Origin of the sequence: Paenibacillus sacheonensis, from assembly GCF_009909195.1 — a bacterium.
Classification (GTDB): domain Bacteria; phylum Bacillota; class Bacilli; order Paenibacillales; family Paenibacillaceae; genus Paenibacillus_Z; species Paenibacillus_Z sacheonensis.
The window spans coordinates 1-21,338 of sequence record NZ_JAAAMU010000010.1; the positions used below are offsets into that span (position 1 = coordinate 1).

The following is a 21,338-nucleotide window of genomic DNA, read 5'->3' on the forward strand; positions in this document are numbered from 1 at the left end:
CCGGCGCAGCTGCTCGCGCGGCTGCGCGCCGCGATCGACGCGCGCCAGGACGAGCTGCGCGCGCAGGCCAGCAGCGCCGAGCGGCGCGCGGAGCTGAAGCGCGCGCATGCCCGGCTGCGCGCGCAAGCGCAATCCGCCGGCTCCGCGGCAGACGAAGCGGCGCAAGCGTATGACATCGCCGCGGCCGAGTGGCGCGATTGGCTGACGGCGCGCGAGTTGCCGCCGACTTTGTCGCCGGAGGCCGCGATGGAGACGATCGAGCTTGCCGAACAAGCGCAGCATCGCATGCAGGCATCCGAGCGCGCAGCCGGCAAGGCCGCGCGGCTTCGGGAGGGCATTGCCCGCTTCGAGCGGTCGGCCGACTCGCTCTGCGGGGCGTTCCCGGAGACCATGCGCCGGGCGCGCGGCGACGCGGCGACCGCGCTTCGCCTGCTGCAAGCCGAAGCGGTCCAGCAGGAGGCGATTCGCTCCGAACGGGAAGACTTGTCAGCGAAGCTGGCCGAGCAAGCCGTGCAAACCGACAGTCTGGGGCAGCAGCTGCAGGAGCTGGAATTGCAGCAGCAGCGCTGGTTTGCGGCCGGAAAGACCGACAATGAACCGGATTGGCTGAACGCGCTTCAGCGGTCAGAACGGCTGCTCGATATCGAACAGGAGATGTACAAGTTGAATGCGCAGCTGTCCGCCGGTTTATCGGCTGGCGATCAGACGCAATTGGAAGCCTGGTACGCCGAGCTGGATGAAGACGGGCTCCGCGACTTGCTCGCCGAGAAACGGTCGGCGCACAGAGAGGCCGAGCAGCTCCGCAGCGCGCTGCTGGAACTGCTCGGCCGCCAAAGGCAGCGTATGGAACAGCTGCTGCGCGATGGGGATCGGCAGCGATTAATCGGAGAACGAGAGGGAACGATTGCCGCGCTGGAGAAGCTGATCGAACGCTATGCGGTGCTCTCCGTCAGCATGACGATGATTAAGCGTACGAAGCGGATCATGGAAGAACAGCGGCAGCCCAGCGTGCTGCGCGAAGCTTCGCGGCTGATGGCCAGGCTGTCCGAAGGTCGGTATAGAAGGGTCTCCATGCCGGAAGGGGAGCGGACGATTGCGCTCGAGACCGAGGACGGGCGCATCGTGGAGAGCGGTTTTCTAAGCAGGGGCACGGCCGAGCAGTTGTATCTGGCCATGCGCTTCGCGCTTGCTAGAGAGGCGGCTGCCGTTCATTCGCTTCCGCTGCTCCTTGACGACCCGTTCGTCAATTTCGACTCCGGCCGTCTTCGGGCAGCCGCGGACGTGCTGAAGGAACTGGCAGAGCAGAGGCAGATTATTTTCTTCACTTGTCATGCCCATATGAGGGATCTCCTGCTGGAGCGGCTTCCGGACGCTCGGCTTGTCGAGCTCGCCCGGTAACGGCTTCTTGCTGCTGCGCTTTATTCCGTTTATTGTTTATTGTGGATAGGAACCGCAATGAGCCATTCATGGTTCATGCTTCTCCGAAGCTCTGCCAGCGCTCGCTTTGAAGTGCATGCATCTACTAGGCGCTGCCGACGGTCGCTTCGCATTTCATTCATCTCCGAAGCTCTGCCAACGCTCGCATCGCAGTGCATCTCCGAAGCTCTGCCAACGCTCGTATCGCAGTGCATCTCCGAAGCTTTTCCAATACTCACTTCGCAGTTAGCCTCGCTGTGCCGACCGCCCTCCGTATATTCATTTTCGAATCGGCGGCCGATGTCGGATCAGCAGGATCAGCCAGCCCAGGCTAATCAAGCCGAAGATGGGATAGAGCGTGGAGAGCAGCGGGCCGAAGCCGATTTGGCTGGCGATATAACAGGCGCCGAGCGTGAGAATCGTGAGCAGCGTGCGGGAGAGCTTCAGCCGTTCCTGCAGCTGCAGCGTCAATCCGTAGATGTCGGCGATCAGCGTCGTGAAGATTTCGGCGAAGATCAGGAAGATATAGATCCATTGGATGCCGTGCCCCAGCTCGCGCGCGATGCCGCCCATGGGAATGGCGAACTGCTGGATGCCGGGCATGTACACCGACAGCGCGATATGGCCGGCAAGGAGCATGAAGCCGATGCCGATGCCGCCCACCCATGAGCCGTACACGATCGCTTTGCGGTCGCCGATCTCGGCGCCGAGCGGGACGAGGACGGCTTGGGCCATGGCCAGATTAAAGGCCGCGTACAGGAACGGGGAAGCCCACACCGCGACAGGCGAAAAATCGCTCGTCAGCAGCATCCAGCGGCCCGATCCCGGCGTTTGGACGGTATCGATAATGATGAGCACCGTGAACAGCAGCATGATCGGAACGACGATCGAATTGACGGTTAGAATGGAGCTCATACCCTTGCGCAGCAGGAGGAAGCAGCCCGCCATCGTGATCAACAGGCCGGATTGATACGATAGATTCCAGTTCTCGGAGAAGATCGCGCCGGCGCCGGCCAGCATGACCGCGCAGACGCCGAATAAGACCAGCTGCATGAAATGGCTGATCCATCGTCCGAACCGCTCGCCGAACAGCACCTTATTGACGTCCTCGTACGACTTGGCCCGCACGTCATTCGAGATCAGCATCATCTTGGAACCGAGCCAGACGAACATGACCGTCGCGAGCAGAATCGTCATGGCGCCTATGAAGCCGAACCGGGTAAAGAACTGCAAAATTTCCTGGCCCGTGGCAAACCCCGCCCCTACGACCGTGCCCATATACGTAAATGCAATTTGCATGACTGTGCTGATCCGTTTCATCTCGATCGATACCTGCCTTTCGTGGACGGCCTATAGCTAAAGGTATGTCCATTCGGGGACAGGCATGACTACAAACGCAATCCGATTTCCGTTTCCTTCGATTTTGCTTCACGCATTCCTATCTCCATTATCCCGATAACGAAAGCAGTTGATCTTGATTTATGGCCATGCTGGTAGCCGTCGGCGTATTCTTTGCTTCGCTGGCGTTGATCATTTGGAAGCCGAAAGGGCTGCATGAGGCGCTGACCGCCCTTGCGGGAGCGGCGCTGTTATTCGCGGCGCGCCTGCTTGCGCCCGGCGACGCGGCTTATATTTGGCATTTCGTATGGAATGCCACCTTTTCTCTGATCGGCATTATGCTATTTACCTCTCTCTTGGATGCGAACGGGTTTTTCCGTTGGGCCGCGCTGCACATCGTCCGGCAATTCTATCATCGGCAGCTGAGGCTGCTGGTCGGCCTGTGCGCCTTGGCGGCCTGCATTACGGTGTTCTTCAACAATGACGGCACGATTCTGATCATGATTCCGATCGTGCTGGAGGTTACGGCGCTGCTGCAGCTCCCGCGCAGGACGAGGCTGGCGTTTCTGCTGGGCATCGGCCTGATGGCGGACACGGCAAGCGCGCCGCTCATGATGAGCAATCTGACGAATATTTTGACTGCGGATTTCTTCGGCTTAACGTTCGGCGAATACGCGAGGACGATGCTGTTTCCGGGGTTGACCGCGATCGTCGCGACAATCGCGATAACCGCGTTGTTCTTCGGCAGCAGCATTCGATTGGGGGAGAAGCGGGAGGAAGCGCCACGGATCTTTCCCGAACCGGCTTCGGCCGTTTCCAACAAGAAGCTGTTCAAGTTGTCGTGGCTGATTATTGCCATGATGATGGCCGGCTATTTGTTGTCGGGGAAAATCGGCCTGCCCGTCGCGTTCATTGCGCTTGGCGGGGCGGCCGTGCAGTGGGCCGCGAGCTTCGCGGTCGGAATGGGGAACGTTCGCGCGACCATCCGCCGGACGCCTTGGTCCATCGTCGTCTTCGCGTTATCGATGAATCTGATCGTATACGGCTTGTACCTTCATGGCGCCGTCGATTGGTTCCCGAAGGCGCTTGGACCCATGACGGAACAGGGGGCGTTTCTCGGCATACTCGGCTCCGGCGGCTTGTTCTCGCTGCTGAGCGCTGCCGTCAACAATCTGCCGGCGGTTCTCGTGTCCTCCCTGGCGATACAGGATACGGGCGGACCGCATTACCTGCCGTTCGCCAGCCTGCTCGGCACGTCGGTAGGCGCCAAGCTCACGCCGATCGGATCGCTCGCGACCTTGCTTTGGCTGCAGCTGCTGCGCAAGGGCGGCATCGAGATGTCATGGCGGGAATACATGAAGTACGGAATCGTATTGACGGTTCCGATCCTGGTCTGCGCGCTGCTCGCTTTATGGCTGACGATCGGTTGAGAACAGCTTGATCGAGATGATCCGATCGTTCTGCGGATCGAGGTCGAGCTTCAGCAGCGCGCCGTCCGCCTCGTACGCGAGCACGCTGGACGTATGGGTATCCGGCTTGCCGAGCGCCTTCAAGGCTGCGCTTCCGCTGTCGCCGACGCGAAGGCCGCTTAAGCCGGTCGCCGCCCGATGATCGAAGACATCGACGAAGACGACCTGCTGATCGCCGTCGTAGCCTACGGAGAAGGCGGCGTATTCCTCGACCGTCAGACGATCGCCGCCGTCCGCGATGGGATAGCTGTCCGCCGGTTTACCGAGCTTTATGCCGGCTTCCGCATGCGAATCGCCGAGCGCGATGCCGAGTAAGCGGGGCGCTTCTTCATTCCAGGCATCTTCGGATTCGAGTGTCGTCGCCGGCGATTTCCGGGCGGTGACTGCGGAGGATTCCGTCGTGGCATCCGGGCTATCCGAGCTGCCGCCTTCTTCGACAAGGTTTTTCGCCGGCTTGACGGAGCCGCCGTCCTTCGTATCGTAGCTTTTCTGAGGGCTGTCCGAAATGTCTCCGCCACCGGAAGCATGTTGGGCGGACGCCATATCCTTATCGGCCTTCGAATCGGATATCCCGATCGCGTTCAGCTGACAGCCCGTTATGGATAAGACCAGCAATGCGGCAGCCGCAGCATGGATGGTATGTTTGGCATAGACAACCTTCATGACGCCTACCTCCTGAGGTGCTTCTGAATGGGTTTGTAAGGTCTTTGTTATATGAAGTAGACGCTTCGAACGGAAGAAAGTTGCAGAATGATTGGCTTGAATTGGTAATTCGTGTCGGTCAGTTGCGCGTTACCCTTCCATATGGTACCTTTAACGGAAAAAGATTTTGGTGGAGGGAATGCGAATGGAGCTGTTAAAAGAACGCATCTTGCGCGAAGCTTCGATTATCAATCAAGACGTCCTGAAGCTGGATGCATTGCTGAATCATCAGGTCGATCCGCAGTTAACGCTGGAGATGGGCAAGGAATTCGCGCGCCTGTATGCCGAGACGCCCATTACGAAAGTCATTACCGTCGAGTCCTCCGGCATTCCGGCCGCTTTCACGACCGCGATGGCGCTAAACGTGCCGCTCGTATTCGCGCGGCGCAAGAAGACGCTGATCGCGGATCCCGATTCGTACTCCGAGCGCGTGCCTTCCTTTACGAAAGGGATCGTAACGGATATCATGGTGTCCCGGCAGTTCTTGACGCCTGACGATACGGTGCTGTTCATCGACGATATCATCGCGAACGGCGACGCCGCAAGAGGCTTGATCAAGATCATCGAGCGTTCCGGCGCGAAGCTGGCAGGTCTCGGGATCGTCGTGGAGAAATCGTTCCAGGCCGGCGCGCGGACCATCCGCGAGCAGGGCATCCGGGTCGAATCGCTCGTCAAGATCGCTTCGCTCGAAGGCGGCCAAATCCGCTTCGAGCAGTAGTTCCATAATCAGTATCTTTTCGGGAAAGTTATTTTGACATATAATGTTCATAAGTACAGATGGGGGAGGCACAAATTTCATGGCAAATCTATCGGCTGAGTATTTATTAACCAAGTTGTCGGACGCGAAAAACCATTTTGAACGTGCGCTCGATTGCAAGCATACGGAATTTGATGACTTGTATCCTTATATGATCGAACATCCCCAATTTTTCTGGTATAAACGTTATGTCGCCTGGTCGGAGCTGCTTACGGTCGTGAAGCTGTCGGAAGAGCTCGAGATCGACTGGAAAGGGCAGTTTACGGAGAAGCAATCGGAGTACGTGACGAGCCGCGTGATGTCATCCCGCGTGTTGGACGAATGGTACGAAACCAATGATTCGAAAGAACACGTGAGCTAAGGTTAAACAGCAGCGAAATGGAACCTCAATGCCTGCGCATCCGCAGCATTGGGGTTCTTTAAGCATAGGAGGCCGCTTATGATTACGGAGGAACAACTGGACCGCTACCGGGTCGAGGGCACGGCGCTGCGAGTCGTGCGGGACAATATCGAGATCAACGACGTGCTCGGCATCGTCGTCGCGTGGGATGCGGAGAGCGTCGTGATCCGCAAGAGAAACCGCAAGGTCGTGAAGCTGAGCCGCAGTTACATTTACGAACCAGTAACGGCTCCGCGCAGCGAGATATAGGAGAGAAGCGCCGCCAAGGCGATTCGGACAGGGGAGCAGCAGGCAGTTTGGTCGCCGAATCTTCCTGCGATATATTATTTGAAAATTTCAACTTTGCTGCTTTCCTTGACTGAAGCGGCGGTGGAATGATACGATATGAAACGTGATTGCGGCAATGCCGCGGTCCATCTGCCGGATGTGCGGTCGTGGCGGAATTGGCAGACGCGCTAGATTCAGGTTCTAGTGGTGTAACAGCCGTGGAGGTTCGAGTCCTCTCGACCGCACCAACTTTACAACAAACAAACCCTTCCATCCGGAAGGGTTTTTCTTGTTTATCCATGGGCTTGAAACAAGCCCCGATATTTTTGCGGATGCATGCCGGTAAACTTCTTGAATACGGTGCTGAAATAAGTGGCGTTCTCGTAGCCCACCATCTCCGCGACCTCCAGAATTTTCAAATCCTGCGACTTCAGCAGCTCCTTCGCGGCTTCCATCCGCACTTTGGTCACGTACTCGGTAATGCTTTCGCCGGTCTCTTGCTTGAAGATGAGGCTGATGTAATTCGGAGACAGATACACCTGCTCCGACAGCCGCGCAACGGTAATATTGTCCATGTAGGACTGCGAGATGATCGTTTTGATTTGCTGGATGATCCGGTTGTTCTTGGGGCTGTGCCTGTGGACGAAATAATCGGCAAGTCCGCCGAACAGCTCGAGCATCGCCTCCCGAAGCTCCGCGGCTTCGCGTTTGTCGTAGACGTCGACGAATGCGGAGGCGTAACCGGGGACGATGTCCCGAATATTTTCGTCCATCTCTCCGATTGCCTTGTCGGCCATATGAATCAGCTCGACGCAGATGCTCTGCATATAGCCGATCGGTAAATGGCGGTTGTCGCACAGCGCCTCGAAGATCGCGTTGACGGTGTCCGCGGCTTCCTCTTTGCTGCCGAGCTTCATGAAGTTGATCAGCTTCGTCTCGGCATCGAACAGCTTCGGGAATTCCAGCGGATGCGCGTCGGCTTGGAAGTCTCCGATGGACAGCACCGAGCCTTTACCGGTGTAAAATTTATATTTGAGCGCCGCGAGAGCTTCTTGATAAGAGCCGTTGAGTTCGATTGCCTGCCTTACCGGGTTCCCGATGCCGACGGATGCGGAGAGCTTCAGGTACGATCGAATGCTGTCTGTCATCTCTCTGGCCAGTTCTTCGGGGCTGGTTTGCTGCCGAGATTTCGTCTGTATGAACAGAATGACATGCTCGTTCTCGTTCATGCTGAAGACGCCGCCGCTGCCGCCTCGGGAGACGATTTCGTCCAAGATGTTATTCACGGAAAAGCCGAGCAGCTGCTTGCGGGTATCGCTGTAACGTTCGATGGCCTTCTCGTACTCGTCGATTTGAAGGACGGCCGCCGTCCATAGGTCTTCGTTCGAGGCGGGCATGCCATACTCGGCCAGCTTGTGCCGGACGTCTTCTTCATTCGCATGCATGCCCAAGGCCACTTGGGACAGAAACTTCTCGCGCAGCAGCGGCATGTTCTCGTGGATCTGCCGCTGCAGCTGTTCCGTCCGCGTCTCTCGGCTGCGCTCCAAGGAGATGGAGGCGACGACCTTGCGGACGATTTGCTGCAGCTCGGGTATTTTGACGGGCTTTAATATGTAGCCGTCCGCGTTCAAGCTGAGCGCCGTTTTGGCATAATTGAAATCTTCGGCGCCGCTGATGATGATGACCCGGACGGGATTGCCGGATTCCTTCAGCTTCAGCGCGGCCTCGAGGCCGTCCATCATCGGCATGCGAATGTCCGTCAGCAGTATATCGGGCCTAAGCCGACTGCACAGTTCGAACGTTTCCAGACCGTCCGCCGCATCCCCGACCACTTCGATTCCGAGCTCCTCCCAGCGGACGACCTCCTTGAGTCCTTCCCGCACGTTATATTCATCGTCGGCGATGATCATCTTGAGCATCTTCATTCTCCTCCCAGGTTGTTACGGCGGGCATCGTGACCGTGACGAGCATTCCGGGCCCATCCCGTTTGCCGTACCGGATGCCGGCTTTTTCGCCGAACACCTGCTTGAGCCGCTGGTCGACGTTGATCGTGCCGAACGAGTCGTTCGCTCCGCCTTCGCCGGCGAGCATGGCGTTGAGGGCGTCGGCATCGCCGCCGCCGCCGTTGTCGGCGATCTCGATTTCGATTCGGTCTCCGATTCGGCGGGCGCAGATCTCGACATAGCCTTTGCCGTGCCTTTTCTCGATGCCGTGCACGATCGAATTCTCGACGAGCGGCTGCAGGACCAGCTTGACCGTCAAGTGGCCGTATACTTCCGGCTCGATCCGGAGCGCGTAATCCAGCTTGTCTTTGAACCGGAACTTATGGATCGACAGGTAGCTCTCGACCTGCCTCAGCTCGTCTTCGATCGGGATGATGCTCCGGCCTTTGCTGAGGCTGTAGCGGAAGAAGTCCGACAAGCTCGTGACCATGTGGCTGATGTCGGGCACCTCGTGGCGAAGCGCGATCCAGTTGATGGAATCGAGCGTGTTATAGAGAAAATGCGGATTGATTTGCGATTGAAGCGCCTTGAGCTCCGCTTCCTTCTTCTTGACTTCGCTGACGTACAGCTTATTGATCAACTCTTTGATCTGCATTATCATCGTATTGTACTGGCTGAACAAATAGGTGAATTCGTCCTTGCGGCGGTATTGGACCTGAATGTCGAAATTGCCTTCCTGGGCATAGGACATCGTCTTGATGAATTTGCGTATCGGCTTCGTGATGTTGTTCGAGAGCAGCAGGGCGATGGCGAAAGCGAGCACCATGCATAGCGCCAGCACGACGTACATGGCCCGCCGGAACGAGACGAGCTTGCCGTTCAGGTCGCTGAGCGGGGACACGGAGACGACGGTCCAATCGAGCGAAGCGATCCTGCGGAACGAGATGAGCTCGGACTGTCCGCCGATGCGTTCATCGAACGAGCCGGCGGCATCCGGCTCGTTAATTAGTTTGGAAATATAAGTTTCTTTCCCCAGGTTGGTGCCGAGCAGGCCCATATCGGGACTGACGATCACGTCGGCGCGGCTGTCGACGATGAAGATCGAGCTGTTGGCGGAAGGCTTGAGCTGCACCAGCATACTGTTGAAATCGTTAATATCGGCATCGATCGTCAGCAGGCCAACGTAAGGGATCGTCATGTTTTTCAAGCCGAACAGCCGTTTGGCGAGCTTGATCGTATACGAGGCGCCACCGGCGGAGGTTTCCGCCTGCAGGCCGACGATGGAGTAACGGGCCTTCGGCGGCAGGGCGGCGTACCACGTCTCTTTCTCGATTTCGCTGATCGTGGACACGTTGCGCGAGAAATTATATTGCACGTATTCGGGCCGGTCCAGCATGTACAGCTTGGGCATGAACGGTTTGGCGGGTCCTTCGGGCTGCGCATAGATGTCGAGTATCTTGTTGAAGCTCGCCAGCTCGTTGACGAACCCGACCTGGTCGGAGGGACGGTCGGCGGACAGCATGTCCAGCATATCCGGGTTGAGGTAGATCGAATTGGCGACGCCGTTCATTTCATCGAACTTCTTGACCAGCACCGTTTCCATCATGGCCAAGTTTTTTTGCACCGAGGCATTCATGTTCTGGGTGATGGTTTGGTAAGATTCGTTGTAAACGGTTACGGAGATGATCGACGTCGGCAAAATCACGAGCAGCAGAAAATACAGCAGCAATCGGTATTTCAGGCTTACCCGGTTGAACGTAAGCAAGCCGGATAATTTGCGGAGCGTGAGCATGGGGACGCGGCTCCTTTCCACGGACTGTTGAGAACGGTTACACATCATTATAAGGGGAGTGGAAAATGATGAAAAGCGTCGATTTGTGTAAAGCGGGAATAATGCTTGCCATTGCGGCCGTCATCGCCCTTTCGGGCTGCGCCGGTCCGGGTCATCCCGATGCCGCGGTTCCCGAGAAGGAGAGCGCGTCCGAAGCGATAGAACCGATCACGCTCGCCATGCAGGACTCCGCGCGAACGAAGGATGTCGAACGTTTGATCGAAGCGTTTAACGCCGATCATCCCGATTCGCAGGCGAAGCTGCTGAGCCTGCCGCGCGACACGTACGACGAGTCGCTGAACATGCTCATGACCTCGGGCGAAGGACCGGACGTCTTTCAGATCGGAACGGGTTGGCTCGCCAGCTTCATCTACAAAAACTGGCTGCTGGATTTGTCGGAAGCGGCGCCGGATGACGTGCGCGGGGCGTTCCCCGGATGGGCGGCCGGCTATACGAAGCTAAACGATCACTACTATGCGATCCCCTCCGCAATGCTGACGGTGAGGCTCATCTATAATCGGAATTTGCTGGCGGGCGCCGGCTGCGATCCGGACAAGCCGCCGGCGGCGCTGGCGGAATTGAAGCGCTGCGCCGTCGGGATATCCAAGGCGGGCACCGGCTATCGCAAATACGGCTTCGCGCTGCCGGCAAGCGAGGACGAGGCCGGATTTCAGCAGCCGCTCGAGATGGCGGGCACGTACAGCGGCGCCTATTATTACGATTACGCCAAAGGGAAGTACGACTTTTCCGTCTATTTGCCCTGGTTTCGAACGATGCTCGACATGAAGCGGGAGGGCGGGCTGTTTCCCGGCGAGATGTCGCTGAAGACCGATACGGCGCTGACGCAATTCGCGGAGGGGAATATCGGGATGATGATCGTCTCGAGCCGCGACATCGCGGCGCTCGAGCGCATGCGGCCGGGGGCGTTCGAATGGGGAATCGCGATGCCTCCGCTTTTCGAAGCGGCCGACAAGGGAAAAGGCGCGCTGATGATCGAACCCGAGCCGCCCTATGCCGTCAATGCGTATACGGCGCATAAGGGGGCGGCGGTCGAGCTGTGGAAGTATCTGCTGTCGAGCGGCTATCTCGGGGAACTGTACAAGCAAAGCGATCTCATCCCCGCGCGCGCGGACGTGGCGAACGACGAGCGCTATCGGCCGGAGCTGCCCAGCATGCGGCAATTCTTGCCGACGGAAGAGGAGTCGATTTATCCGCAGGAGCCCAAATTCATCTTGAAAAACGAGCAGGCGCAGTTCACGCCGAGCAACCTCGGAGATGCCGCGCGGATGAAGGCGTACCGCGATATCCTGCAGGGGCTTCGCGATCCGAAGGAAGTCCTGACGGAGCTGTCGGCGCAGTATAACCGCTCGCTGCACGATGCCGTCTACCAGAATCCGGTCGTTAACCTGAACGATTACGTATACCCGGCTTTCGATCCGAGGCATCCGCTGCGATCGGTGAAGCAAAATTCGGATTAATTCGAGGCGAATCCTAGAAACTCGATAGAAAATTGAAGTTCGTCGTAGATAATTTGATGTAGCTTACGAATGTAAGCGTATACCATTGGAGGTGAACAAGCAGAGGAGGAGATTGGTTAATGGGATCGTTGTCGTTGCGAAGAATGTTCTGCTTCATGCTTTCAGTCCTGATCGCGCTTTACTGCCTGCCCGTCAAACCGGCGGGAGCGGAGGCTGCGCCGGTGTACGACGTCTCCGTTTCGGGAGTCGACCAGCAAACGGTGAAGGGCTGGGGGATATTCCCGTCTTGGAACCGCGCCGACTGGAACCGGAATTTTACCGATAAGACGGGGGCGCAGCAAGCGCTGTTCGAGGACCTGGGCGCGACCATGTTCCGGGTCATGATTCCGGCTGTGACCGGAGACGGGGACGGCAATCTGATCGAAGGCAAAATGCAGGAAATATACGAGATCATCAATGCCGGCGAAACGAGAGGGATGCACGACTACATGATATCGGTCTGGTCCCCGCCGGTCGGGATGAAGACGCTGCCGACCGTAAACGGATGGACGGGCTCGGAGCACGTGAGGCTCCGCACCGACAAGGAAGCCGCTTACGCGGATTACCTCGTCAAATCGATTCAATGGCTCGCGGCTCATGGCGCGAGCGTGCCCAAGGTACTCAGCTTCCAGAACGAGCCGTTGTCACAAATCGTCAGCGAATGGTGTTATTGGGGCGGAGACAACGGCGCGCAATACCGGCGCGTCGCCAAGCTGCTTCGTTCCAAGCTCGACGAAGCCGGATTGACCGGCGTGCAAATCCTCGGTCCGGAGGGCGCCGCGTATCACGAGAACGAGCTGCTTCTGGGGGAAGACTTCTCCGCGCTTCGCGCCGATCCGGCGTTGAACGCGGCGATCGGAGGACTGGCGTCGCATAGTTATTTCGCCAAGGGCTTCGACAATAACGAGGTGTACACGAATTACCGTGCCGCGCTCGATCAGGTGCCGGACAAAGACCTGTGGCAAACCGAATACAGCACGCTCATCGCCGGCGTCTCGGAGATGGACATGGCGATCAACGCCGCTCAGCGTCTGGCGGGGGATATGGCGCTCATCAAGGACAATTACTGGTTCTGGTGGCTGGGCTGGGCGAACGGGAGGCATCCGACCGACGTGGGCGAGGTACTTCTCGACGGCGACGGCTATACCGTGACCAAATCCAAAGCTTTCTACGTGCTTGGCAAGTTGTTCAACAACGTTCCGGTCGGCTCGACCGTCAGACGGGTCAGCGCCGATCCGGCGTCGGGCTTGACGACGACGGACGCGGTCTGGATGGACGCGGTCGCGTTCGTGAACGGCAGCCAAACGACCGCGCTGCTGGTGAATCCGACGAACGCCGCGAAAACCGTGAACGTGAACGGCCTGACGGGCTCGACGGCCAACGTGTACCAGTTGACCGGCGACGTCGTAAAGGGCCAAGATATGCAGCTGGCGGCTTCCCGCAACATCCAGGGCGGCAAGGCTTCCGCGGTCGTGCTGCCGGCCAGGAGCGTGTCCGTCATCGTCACTTCCGACGTGGATGCGGCGCCTCCGCATATCGTATTCGATCACTCCGGCAGCACGTCCGTTAAGGATGCTGCGTATGCCGTGAGAGATTCGCAGTTCACGGTTTCCGGGCATTTGGACGAGGCGGGCACGCTTCTGATCAACGGACAAGCCGTACCTGTCGCGGGCGATAACAGCTTCAGCACGACCGTCGTGCTTCAGCCCGGGGATAACACGATCACGGCCGCGGCGAAGGACGGCGCGGGCAATGAAGGCGAGCCCGCGACGTTGTTCGTCAGGTACGATCCGGCCTACCTGGGACTGACCTTGGACCAGAGCGGACTGCAGTACGTCAAGGAGGGCGAATACGCCGTCTCTGGCCGGACCAACGGCAGCGCGGCGGTGACCGTGAAGCAGACGGCCGGAGGAGAAACGGTCAAGCAGGAGACGATCCAAGTGGGAACGCCGGATGAAGGCGGCGGTCAGGCTGGCGACGTCATCCGGCAGATCCTGAACGATAACTACGTATCGTCGGGAGCGGGTTTGACGGGCGCGCAGGGCGGGTTTACGACGAACGCGCAGGTCGTGTGGGACAGCCGGTCGGTATTCGCGCCCGCCGAAGGGGAGCGCTCGCTCCGGCTGAAATTAACGGCCGGCTTTGCCCGCGCCGGTTTCAATTTCCTTAATGCGGCGAATCAAGCGGCAGCGGAAGATTATGCCGCCGTCAAGGACACCGCGGCACTTCAATTCCAGGCGTACACGAAGAGTAAAGTGGACAGCTTCTCCGCCGTGCTGATATCGGATAACGGCGGAACGGCCGTCGAGGCGAGGCTGCCGCTCTCGAGCTATATCGCCGCCGCGGATTACGGCGCGAAGTGGACGCAGGTGACCATTCCTTTGTCCGATTTCGACGCGGCTCCGCGCTTCAATGCGGCGACGGGCGAGGCAAGCTCGCTGCCCGTGCAATGGAGCAGCGTCAAGGCTGTCGGCTTCGAGAGCAATCATACGGCTTATTACGATCCGTATATCGACGACTTGAAGATCGTTTCGACCGGCAGCCCGGATGGGGGTTCGGACGGGGGCGAGGACGGCGGCGGCTCGGTTTCGCTTGATTTCAGCACGGTCTTGCACTTGAACCAAGGCGAGAATGCGATCGCCGTCACGGCGTCCAACCTGTTGAACCAAACCGCCGTTCCCGCGTCGGTGCGGGTCGTCTACGATCCGAATCCGCCGGTGCTGACCGTGCCTTCCGAAGGCTCGACCTCGGGCACCAGCTATGTGCTGAACGGCAGCGTGAACGAGGATGCCGCGATCGACGTGGGCGGAACGCCGGCGGCGCTGAAGCCCGACCGAACGTTTACCGCCGTGGTCCGCGTGACCAAGGGCGAGAACGCGATTACGGTCACGGCGAAGGATCCGGCAGGCAACGAATCGCAGGCCAGCGTCATCGTGACCGCCGATCCCGTCGAAGACGGATCGCTGGCGCCGGGCGTCGCGGTCTCGGACCGGGCTGCGGCCGAGCCGACGATCGACGGGGAGCTGTCCGAACCGGGCTGGGCGGTCAACAACCGCGTGGAGAAGATGATTACCGGCGCATCCGACAACAACGTCACGTTCGGCTCCATGTGGAACGACGACAAGCTGTTCGTCGCGATGAAGGTGCTGGACGCCAATCTAGTCAACGATACGGCGGGAGCCCTGACCTATCAGGACGATTCGATCGAACTCTATCTGGACGGGGACAATGCGCGCGGCTCCGTATTCGGCACGGACGATCATCAGATTACGCTCGGCTGGCATGATGAACAATTGTCGGTAGGCGGAGATATCGCGGGGATCACTTTCGCGCAAAAGGATATCGACGGCGGCTTCACGGTCGAAATGGCTATTCCGTGGAGCGGAATCGGCATTCAACCCCCTGCGAACAATGCGGTGATCGGCTTCGATGCGGCCTATAACGACGACGACGGCGGCAACGGCGGCTTGCGTCAAAGCCAGCTGATGTGGCGCGGCAACGCGGATAATTGGCGGAGCACGGCCGCATTCGGCAGCCTGTACTTGAACGACGGCAAGCACGCGGCTGCCGCCGTGGAGCCTTCCGGCGCGCTGACGGTCGACGGGGCGCTCAACGAGCCGTCCTGGTCGCTGAACAACAGCGTCGCCAAGGCGATTACCGGCACGTCCAATAACGGCGTGAGCTTCGGAACGCTCGGCGATACGCAGAATTTGTACGTCGGGATTGAAGTGCTGGATGCCGATCTGCGCAACGATACGGCCGGCGCCCAAACCTACCAGGACGACTCGGTGGAGGTGTACCTCGACGCCGACCATAATCAAGGCGCCGCATACGACGCGTTCGACCATCAGTTGACGCTCGGCTGGCATGACACGCAGCTGTCCATGATCGGCAATTTGGCGAACGTGCAATATGCGCAGAAGGACATTTCCGGCGGTTACACGGTCGAGCTGGCTATTCCGTGGGCATCCCTCAACATCGATCCGGCCCGCGATATCACGCTCGGCTTCGATGTCGGCAACAACGACGACGACGGCGGCAATGCCGGCAACCGCGAAAGCCAGGTCTTGTGGAACGGAACCGGCGATAACTGGCGGGACACTTCCGGCTTCGGAAACCTGTTGAACCATAACCTGAGTCTCGCGCTGCCGGATGAGAATACGCCGGATCCCGACGGACTCGCCTTGTTCTCGGATAACAACGCGGACCTGAGCAAGCTGTACGCCAAATCGGCGCTAATCGTCAACGCTTCCGGCCACCCGGAAAACTTCGCGAACGATGCCACCCGAATCGCGCACAACATCGATAATCCGACGGCGCCGGAATATGTCGCGTACCGTTCGCCGGAAGGAGATATCTATTCCTTCGACATCACGACGGGGCTGTTCTCGGGCACGCCGCAATTCGCCTTCTACGGCTCGTCGGACGGCGTGAATTTCACCACGATCACGGCGGCTTCCAAGCTGACGGGCGGAGCGAACGGGTATGCGGTATTCAGCAACGCGGCCAGCGGACTGCCCGCGGGGACCAAGTACCTGAAGATCGAATTTCCCGGCTTGGAGAATTGGAAAGAGCAGCTGATGAACGTCGATTTCAAGTACTATGGCGCTACGACGCCGCCGGATGAAGGCGAGGTCGCGACCTTCACGGACGAAGCGGCCGACTTGTCCAAGCTGATCGGCAAGTCGGGCCATATCGTCAATGCGTTCGGCGGGCAGCTGGAGAAGTATGCCGGCGACGGGGACCGGATCATTCACTCGAACGACGACAGCCTGGAACCGGAATACGTCATCTACAAGTCGCCGAACGGCGATGTCCGGTCGTTCGACATCAACGCGACGAATTGGACGAGTCTGCCGAAGACAGTCCAATTCACGGTATACGGTTCCACGGACGGACAGAGCTTCTCCGAACTGCCCGTACACTCGCAGATCCTCAGCAATGCGTCGGGCTACGACACGATCGGCTTGACGGGAGAAGGTCTGCCGAGCGGCATCCGCTACCTGAAGATCGTCTTCCCTTACGGCGATCCGGCGTGCGACAACTGGACGAGCACGATCAACAAGGTCGCGTTCACGTACGCCGCCGATTCGGCTCCGGCGGAAGGTCCGATCTCCGCTGCCGCGGTCTTGACGGGAGCGCCTTCGGTAACGGCCGGCCAGACTTACGTGCTGAACTATGGGGTGTCCGATCTGCAGGGCAGCATCGCGGCGGAGGACCTGAAGCTTCAATACAACCCAGCCATGTTCGATTTCGTGTCCGCGAGCGAATCGAAGAACGGGTTCTCCATTGCCGGACAGTCGGCCGTTCCGGGAACGGTGCATGTCATTTTGGCTGCCGCAGGCACCGCGAATGCCGTGAGCGAGGATGGGGATATCCTTCAATTCACGTTCAAGGCGAAAACACCGGACGCTGCAGTCTCCTCGGCGTTTTCAGTCACGAACAACATCGTCTCCACAGCCGGCGGCGAGGAAACGCGGCTGGAAGATGCCGCGCATAGCGTCCGGATCGTGATCGTCGACAAGTCGGCCTTGTCAGAGGCGATCGCGCAGGCGCAGGCTGCGCTGAACGCCGCCGTGGAGGGCACGCATGCAGGGCAGCACCGAACGGGTTCCAAGGCGATTCTGCAAGCGGCGGTCGCTGCCGCCCAGGCATCCGCGAACGATGCCGCCGTAACGCAAGCGCAAGCGGATCAAGCCATCTTGACGCTGCAAGCAGCCGTCCAAGCGTTCGCGCAATCGGTCATCCAGACCGGCGATTTGAACGCGGACGGCAAGTTCAGCGCCGGCGATCTCGGAATCGCAGCCGGCTATTACGGCAAAACCTTAACGGATGCCGGCTGGGATGATACCTATCGAGACGCCGACATGAACGGCGACGGCATCATCGATACGGCGGATTTCGCTGCGCTGGCAGCATATTTCCAATAAGGCAGGCCAAAGGGGCGGTCCCGTTATCGGAGGGATTGCCCCTTTTTGCTCCGGGAACATCCTTGCCTTCCATATTCGATAGAAATTTGAAGGCCGTCGTAGATAATTTGATTCAGCCGGGAAGCGAAAGCGTCTACAATGGGAACTGTTACGGGACATCGTTATCGCTTACACAAACAAAGGAGGGTTTTACATGCAACGCAAATCAAAAATCGCCACCGCGCTGCTTACCGTCGCGTTCGTTTCTTCGCTCGCGCTGACGGGCTGCGGGAATTCGAACAACGGGAACAACGGGAACGCGGCTAACGCGGCGGAGCTGGAGACCGGGAACGCAAATGCGAATGCGGCGCAGACGGAGAACGAGGCGCCCGCGGACGACAAACCGGCCCTGGATCCGGTAGAACTGTCGATCTACTACCCGGGCACCGAACAGAAGGACGTAGCCGCGGTCGAAGAGGAAATGAACAAGCTGCTCAAGGACAAGATCAATGCCACCGTCAAAATCAACGCGGTCGACTGGGGCAACTGGAGCCAGAAGATCAACCTGATGGTCGCGTCCGGAGAACCGTTCGATCTGTTGTTCACGGCGGGCTGGGACAATTTCAGCGGCAACGTCGCCAAAGGCGCGTTCCTGGACGTCACTTCGCTGATCGATCAATACGCGCCGGAAACGAAGGCTCAGATGAACCCCGAGCTGCTGACGGGTACGGCGATCGACGGCAAGAATTACGCCGTGCCGGTAGAGAAAGAGATGGCCAGCGAATTCGGCATCGTGCTGAACAAGGATCTCGCGGACAAATACAGCTTCGACATCGGCACGATCAAGTCGTACGCCGATCTGGAACCGATGCTGCAGACGATCAAGGAGAAGGAGCCGAACGTCGTTCCGTTCTGGGGCGGCAAGAACAACATCTCCCTGATTCCGTTCGAGCAAATCGGAGCCGTGCCGGGCGCGATCAAGAAGGACGGCGCCACGACGGTCGTCGACCAATGGGAAACGCCTGAAATGAAGGACATGCTGAAACTGATGAAGGACTGGAATCAGAAAGGCTACTTCCAGAAGGATCCCGCCACGCAGAAGGACGCAGGCCCTTTCAACAAGGCCGGTACGGTCTTCGCGCAATGGCAGCAGCTCACGCCGGGCAAGGACAAGGTGCTCAGCCAACAATGGGGCCATCCGATCGTGCAGGTGGTCATGACGGAGCCGTACACGACCAGCGGCGATCTGAACGGCGCCATGACGGCCATCTCCCGGACGTCCAAAAATCCGGAGCGCGCCATGATGCTGATCAATCTGCTCCACACGGACGCTCAGCTGCTGAACACGCTCGTAAACGGCGTGGAAGGCAAGCATTTCGCGAAAGCGAGCAACACCGTCATTAAGCTGCCGGACGGCGTTGTAGCCGGCCAAAGCGGTTACGCGCCGGGCAACAACTATATGTTCGGCAGCCAATTCCTCAATTACCTGTGGGATAACGAAGATCCGAAGAAGTGGGAAGCGTACAAGGCGTTCAACGCTTCGGCGAAGCCTTCTCCGATCGTCGGTTTCAGCTATAACGCGGAACCGGTCAAGAACGAGGAAGCGGCGATCGCCAATATCTACAATACGTATATCGACGGCCTGAGCACCGGCGTCATGGATCCCGACAAGGATCTGCCTGCTTTCATCGATAAGATGAAGAAAGCCGGACTCGATAAAGTCATTGCCGAGAAACAAAAGCAGATTGATGCGTTCCTGAGCAGCAAGAAATAACACCCGAAGGCGTCAAGAGAGGCCGGCGCGCTCTAGCGATTGCCGGCCTCTTCCATTGGATAACGAAAGGAGCGGAGCTCATGAACCGTCGCGCTGGATTGCTGTTCAACCTGGTGAAGTACCGCGCCTTGTTCCTCATGGTGGTCTTGCCGGCAGCGGTGCTGGTTTTCAATAATTATATCCCGATGTTCGGCGGCATCGTCGCTTTCAAGAACTACAATTTCGAAGGCGGCATTCTCGGCAGCCCCTGGGCGGGCCTCGATAATTTCAAGTATTTGTTCCAGACGGAAGACGCCTTGGTCGCGACCCGCAATACGGTGCTCTACAATGGATTGTTTATCGTGCTTAACACGGTCTGCGCCATCTTCTTGGCGATCGCCTTGAACGAATTGCGAAGCCGTAAGCTGGCGAAGTTTTTCCAGAGCAGCTTGCTTTTCCCTTATTTCTTGTCTTTCGTAGCCGTCAGTTACTTGGCGTACGCATTCTTGGGCGGATATGGCTACATCAACAAAATGATCTTGGAGCCGCTCGGGTTCCATGACATCTCGTGGTATACCGAGCCGAAATATTGGACGGTCATTCTTCCGCTCGTTAACCTATGGAAAAATGTCGGTTACGGCATGGTCGTCTATCTGGCGGCCATCATCGGAATCGATCAGGAATATTACGAGGCGGCCGTTATCGACGGCGCCTCCAAATGGCAGCAGATCCGGAAAATAACGATCCCGCTTATCGTCCCGGTCATCATCGTGCTCGTGATTTTGCAGATCGGCCGCATCTTCAATGCGGATTTCGGCTTGTTCTATCAGGTACCGCTCAATACGGGCGTGCTTTATCCGACGACCAACGTCATCGATACGTTCGTCTATCGGTCGCTGCTGGTCACCGGCAACGTGGGGATGTCGGCTGCGGCTTCGGTCTACCAGTCGGTAGTCGGGTTCGTTCTGGTGCTGTTGACGAATCTGATCGTGCGCAAGACAAGCCGAGAAAACGCGCTGTTCTAGGAGGGAACCGAAAATGAATGCTCATGCCGAAACGAAGCTCTCGGCCGGCGGCCCTGCGGATCGGAAGCGCGAGGCCGAGCAGCAGCATACCTACAACGGGTTATCGGGAGCGGCCAATACAGCGTTGGTCGTTGTTTTCGCGCTGCTCAGCCTGGCTTGCCTGTATCCGCTGCTGCTCGTCGTAGCGGTGTCGTTCACGGACGAACAGTCGATCGTGGCCCACGGCTACAATATCGTACCGAGGCAATTTTCCTTGTACGCTTACCGGTATTTGTTCGACGACGCCTCGCAAATCTTCCGTGCTTACGGCGTATCGATCGCGGTCACGCTGGTCGGTACGTTAGGGAGCTTGCTGCTCACCTCGCTGCTCGCATTCCCGCTGTCCCGCAGAGACATGCCCTACCGTAATACCCTCGCCTTTGCCGTGTTCTTCACGATGCTCTTCAGCGGGGGGCTCGTGCCGTGGTATCTCGTCTATAATGCGGCGGGACTCAACGATACGTTGTGGGCGCTCGTCATTCCGCATCTCGTGGCGCCTTTCAACGTCATCATCATGCGCACCTTCTTCGCGAATACGATTCCGGTGCCGCTGATCGAGTCGGCCAAGATCGACGGCGCGGGCGAACTGCGGATCTTTGCCCGGATCATCCTGCCGCTCTCCATGCCGGTCATGGCGACAATCGGCCTGTTTCAGACGCTGGCGTATTGGAACGATTGGTTTACGAGCTCGGTGTTCGTCAGCGATAACAAGCTTGTAAGCCTGCAATATTTGATGTACAAGACCATCTACAACATTCAGTATCTGAATTCCGGGCTCGTCGACGCTTCCGTTGCCGGCAACGCCTCGACGGCGATTCCGACCGAGACGGTACGGATGGCGATGGCGATCGTCGGCATTGGCCCCATCGTGTTCGTGTACCCGCTGCTTCAGAAGTACTTCGTGAAAGGCTTGACCGTCGGTGCCGTCAAAGGCTAATCGGCCGGCGTCCAAGCCAGCAAGGCAAACATGCC

General features: G+C 58.5%; 14 protein-coding genes and 1 tRNA gene. 11 read left to right on the forward strand and 4 right to left on the reverse strand.

Annotated elements, in window-relative coordinates; translation table 11 throughout:
• Nucleotides 1-1,398 (forward strand): ATP-binding protein (locus GT003_RS18710; RefSeq protein WP_161700609.1); only part of this gene is annotated, 1,398 nt, incomplete at its 5' end.
• Between the two features lie 297 nt (nucleotides 1,399-1,695).
• Here GT003_RS18710 and GT003_RS18715 read toward each other — a convergent pair.
• Entirely contained in the window at nucleotides 1,696-2,715 is a 1,020-nt protein-coding gene (locus GT003_RS18715; RefSeq protein ID WP_239565627.1) for a YkvI family membrane protein, read from the reverse strand.
• A 182-nt stretch (nucleotides 2,716-2,897) separates the two neighbouring features.
• On the opposite strand from GT003_RS18715, the gene GT003_RS18720 reads away from it, so the two are divergent.
• Nucleotides 2,898-4,184: an ArsB/NhaD family transporter gene (locus GT003_RS18720; RefSeq protein ID WP_161700613.1), complete on the forward strand. Its 1,287-nt coding sequence runs from the start codon at nucleotides 2,898-2,900 to the stop codon at nucleotides 4,182-4,184.
• On the opposite strand, the gene GT003_RS18725 is transcribed toward GT003_RS18720, so the two are convergent.
• Entirely contained in the window at nucleotides 4,164-4,886 is a 723-nt protein-coding gene (locus GT003_RS18725; RefSeq protein ID WP_161700616.1) for a hypothetical protein, read from the reverse strand. The genes GT003_RS18720 and GT003_RS18725 overlap by 21 nt on opposite strands.
• 184 nt (nucleotides 4,887-5,070) lie before the next feature.
• Here GT003_RS18725 and GT003_RS18730 point away from each other — a divergent pair, with 184 nt between their 5' ends.
• The 4 genes from GT003_RS18730 (at nucleotide 5,071) to GT003_RS18745 (ending at nucleotide 6,597) form a co-directional block, all read left to right on the forward strand.
• Nucleotides 5,071-5,643 carry a xanthine phosphoribosyltransferase gene (locus GT003_RS18730; RefSeq protein ID WP_161700618.1) on the forward strand — a complete coding sequence of 191 codons (573 nt, stop codon included), beginning with the start codon at nucleotides 5,071-5,073 and terminating at the stop codon, nucleotides 5,641-5,643.
• Between the two features lie 79 nt (nucleotides 5,644-5,722).
• Complete coding sequence (locus tag GT003_RS18735; RefSeq protein WP_161700620.1) at nucleotides 5,723-6,043, forward strand: hypothetical protein; 321 nt, start codon at nucleotides 5,723-5,725, stop codon at nucleotides 6,041-6,043.
• Between the two features lie 78 nt (nucleotides 6,044-6,121).
• The gene (locus GT003_RS18740) at nucleotides 6,122-6,331 is read left to right on the forward strand and encodes a hypothetical protein (protein ID WP_161700622.1); all 210 of its coding nucleotides are present in this window, start codon (nucleotides 6,122-6,124) and stop codon (nucleotides 6,329-6,331) included.
• A 179-nt stretch (nucleotides 6,332-6,510) separates the two neighbouring features.
• Nucleotides 6,511-6,597, forward strand: a tRNA-Leu gene (locus GT003_RS18745).
• Between the two features lie 45 nt (nucleotides 6,598-6,642).
• Here GT003_RS18745 and GT003_RS18750 read toward each other — a convergent pair.
• Both GT003_RS18750 and GT003_RS18755 read right to left on the reverse strand, forming a co-directional pair.
• Nucleotides 6,643-8,268, reverse strand: a complete 1,626-nt coding sequence (locus GT003_RS18750; protein ID WP_161700624.1) for a response regulator — start codon at nucleotides 8,266-8,268, stop codon at nucleotides 6,643-6,645.
• Nucleotides 8,240-10,084, reverse strand: coding sequence for a cache domain-containing sensor histidine kinase (locus GT003_RS18755; protein WP_161700626.1), 1,845 nt, complete (start codon nucleotides 10,082-10,084; stop codon nucleotides 8,240-8,242). Before GT003_RS18755 ends, GT003_RS18750 begins: the two co-directional genes overlap by 29 nt.
• A gap of 65 nt (nucleotides 10,085-10,149) precedes the next feature.
• Between GT003_RS18755 and GT003_RS18760 the strand changes: the two genes are divergently transcribed.
• From GT003_RS18760 to GT003_RS18780, 5 genes are all read left to right on the forward strand, one after another.
• Nucleotides 10,150-11,601, forward strand: a complete 1,452-nt coding sequence (locus tag GT003_RS18760) for an ABC transporter substrate-binding protein (RefSeq protein ID WP_161700628.1) — start codon at nucleotides 10,150-10,152, stop codon at nucleotides 11,599-11,601.
• A 119-nt stretch (nucleotides 11,602-11,720) separates the two neighbouring features.
• Nucleotides 11,721-17,570 (forward strand): sugar-binding protein, encoded by a 5,850-nt coding sequence (locus GT003_RS18765; protein WP_161700630.1) that lies wholly within the window; start codon nucleotides 11,721-11,723, stop codon nucleotides 17,568-17,570.
• 193 nt (nucleotides 17,571-17,763) lie between these two features.
• Nucleotides 17,764-19,323, forward strand: coding sequence for an ABC transporter substrate-binding protein (locus tag GT003_RS18770; protein WP_161700633.1), 1,560 nt, complete (start codon nucleotides 17,764-17,766; stop codon nucleotides 19,321-19,323).
• Between the two features lie 80 nt (nucleotides 19,324-19,403).
• Entirely contained in the window at nucleotides 19,404-20,327 is a 924-nt protein-coding gene (locus GT003_RS18775) for an ABC transporter permease (protein ID WP_161700635.1), read from the forward strand.
• Between the two features lie 13 nt (nucleotides 20,328-20,340).
• Nucleotides 20,341-21,303: a carbohydrate ABC transporter permease gene (locus tag GT003_RS18780; RefSeq protein WP_161700637.1), complete on the forward strand. Its 963-nt coding sequence runs from the start codon at nucleotides 20,341-20,343 to the stop codon at nucleotides 21,301-21,303.
• Nucleotides 21,304-21,338 lie beyond the last annotated feature (35 nt).

What these genes read in the sequence shown, in the direction of transcription:
- GT003_RS18715 (WP_239565627.1), bottom strand. Translation starts at nt 2,715, where the DNA reads ATGCAAATTGCATTTACGTATATGGGCACGGTCGTAGGGGCGGGGTTT.
- GT003_RS18720 (WP_161700613.1), top strand. Translation starts at nt 2,898, where the DNA reads ATGGCCATGCTGGTAGCCGTCGGCGTATTCTTTGCTTCGCTGGCGTTG.
- GT003_RS18725 (WP_161700616.1), bottom strand. Translation starts at nt 4,886, where the DNA reads ATGAAGGTTGTCTATGCCAAACATACCATCCATGCTGCGGCTGCCGCA.
- GT003_RS18730 (WP_161700618.1), top strand. Translation starts at nt 5,071, where the DNA reads ATGGAGCTGTTAAAAGAACGCATCTTGCGCGAAGCTTCGATTATCAAT.
- GT003_RS18735 (WP_161700620.1), top strand. Translation starts at nt 5,723, where the DNA reads ATGGCAAATCTATCGGCTGAGTATTTATTAACCAAGTTGTCGGACGCG.
- GT003_RS18740 (WP_161700622.1), top strand. Translation starts at nt 6,122, where the DNA reads ATGATTACGGAGGAACAACTGGACCGCTACCGGGTCGAGGGCACGGCG.
- GT003_RS18750 (WP_161700624.1), bottom strand. Translation starts at nt 8,268, where the DNA reads ATGCTCAAGATGATCATCGCCGACGATGAATATAACGTGCGGGAAGGA.
- GT003_RS18755 (WP_161700626.1), bottom strand. Translation starts at nt 10,084, where the DNA reads ATGCTCACGCTCCGCAAATTATCCGGCTTGCTTACGTTCAACCGGGTA.
- GT003_RS18760 (WP_161700628.1), top strand. Translation starts at nt 10,150, where the DNA reads ATGATGAAAAGCGTCGATTTGTGTAAAGCGGGAATAATGCTTGCCATT.
- GT003_RS18765 (WP_161700630.1), top strand. Translation starts at nt 11,721, where the DNA reads ATGGGATCGTTGTCGTTGCGAAGAATGTTCTGCTTCATGCTTTCAGTC.
- GT003_RS18770 (WP_161700633.1), top strand. Translation starts at nt 17,764, where the DNA reads ATGCAACGCAAATCAAAAATCGCCACCGCGCTGCTTACCGTCGCGTTC.
- GT003_RS18775 (WP_161700635.1), top strand. Translation starts at nt 19,404, where the DNA reads ATGAACCGTCGCGCTGGATTGCTGTTCAACCTGGTGAAGTACCGCGCC.
- GT003_RS18780 (WP_161700637.1), top strand. Translation starts at nt 20,341, where the DNA reads ATGAATGCTCATGCCGAAACGAAGCTCTCGGCCGGCGGCCCTGCGGAT.